1 protein-coding gene is annotated in these 1737 nt (G+C 50.9%); it reads left to right on the top strand.

Going from position 1 to position 1737, the window contains the following annotated elements:
* A partial coding sequence (locus ACR0P9_RS12050) for a GTP-binding protein (RefSeq protein ID WP_432620479.1) occupies positions 1-1737 on the top strand: 1737 nt, incomplete at both ends.

The raw sequence follows: 1737 nt of genomic DNA on the forward strand, positions 1-1737 counted from the left end.
AGCTATGCTGTATCGAAGCGGAAATTTGAAAAAATTAGGGCGTGTCGATCATCAAGACGCCTTTTTAGATACCTATCATTTGGAGCGCGAACGCGGCATTACCATTTTCTCCAAACAGGCGATTTTAGAGCGAGAACATATGAGAATGATGTTGCTCGACACGCCGGGACATGTGGACTTTTCGACGGAAATGGAACGCACGCTGCAAGTGCTGGACTATGCCATTTTAGTTATCAGCGGCAGCGCAGGCGTGCAGGGACACACGGAGACCTTGTGGAAGCTACTGGAGCAGTATCACATTCCGACGTTTGTGTTTATCAATAAAATGGATTTGGATACTGCTGATAGAGATACGGTATTTGCACAGCTCAAAAGCCGGCTGAGTGACAATTGTATTGATTTTTCGTCCCAACGAGATTCGGCAGAGCGCGATGAAGAAACGGCAATGTGCGATGAGACCCTGATGGAATCCTTCTTGGAAGAGGGAACATTAACGCAGGAACAGCTGCGATATGCCATCGTGCACAGAAAGATTTTTCCGTGCTTTTTTGGCTCTGCGCTGAAATTGGAAGGTGTCGAAGAATTTTTGCAGAGCATAGAAGCGTATACGGTTGATCCAGTTTATCCTAAGGAGTTTGGCGCGAAGGTATATAAGATTTCTCGCGATCCGCAGGGCAATCGTCTGACATGGATGAAGATTACCGGCGGCGGATTAAAAGTAAAAACGGTACTCACCAATGCAGGACTTTCTGTGCAGGAGGACGAGGTATGGGAGGACAAAGTTGACCAGATCCGCCTGTATTCCGGAGACAAGTATCAAATGGTGGACAGCGTGCCAGCGGGCAGTGTATGCGCGGCAACAGGACTCAAACGCACGCAGCCGGGCGATGCGCTGGGCTTGGAACCGGTGTCTATCGAACCGGTACTGTCTCCGGTGTTGACCTATCAGCTCATCTTACCGGACGGCGTAGATGTGCCGTCAACCCTGCGCAATGTAAAGCAGCTGGAAGAAGAGGATCCGCAATTGCATATTCTTTGGAATGAACGCTTACAGGAGATTCATATCCAGCTCATGGGCGAAATTCAATTGGAAATCCTCAAAAGCATGATTGCGGAGCGATTTGGATTGGATGTTTCCTTTGGTGAAGGCAATGTCGTGTACAAAGAGACTATTGCGGCGCCTGTGGAGGGTGTGGGACATTTTGAACCGCTGCGGCATTATGCAGAGGTGCATGTGTTGCTTGAACCGTTAGAACGCGGCGCAGGCTTGGAATTTGACACAGTTTGCAGTGAAGACAAGCTCGACCGCAATTGGCAGCGGTTAATTTTGACGCATTTGGCAGAACGAGAGCATCTGGGTGTGCTGACGGGGTCTCCGATTACCGATATGCGCATTACCTTGCTTTCGGGCAGAGCACATGCCAAGCATACAGAAGGCGGCGATTTCCGACAGGCAACCTATCGCGCGATTCGGCAGGGCTTGATGAAAGCGGAGTCTATTTTGCTGGAGCCGTGGTATGCGTTCCGTCTGGAGGTGCCGCAGGAGTTTATCGGTCGTGCTATGACGGATATTCCGGCGCGCGGCGGTACGTTTGACCCACCGGAGACCGATGGTACTTATTCGATTTTGACAGGCACAGCGCCGGTCTCTTCCATGCGGGATTATCCAATGGAGGTCATTGCCTACACGCGCGGCACGGGGCGAATTTCGCTGACGGTGGACGGCTATCGTCCATG

Source organism: Butyricicoccus sp., from assembly GCF_050872565.1.
Classification (GTDB): Bacteria; Bacillota; Clostridia; order Oscillospirales; family Butyricicoccaceae; genus Butyricicoccus_A.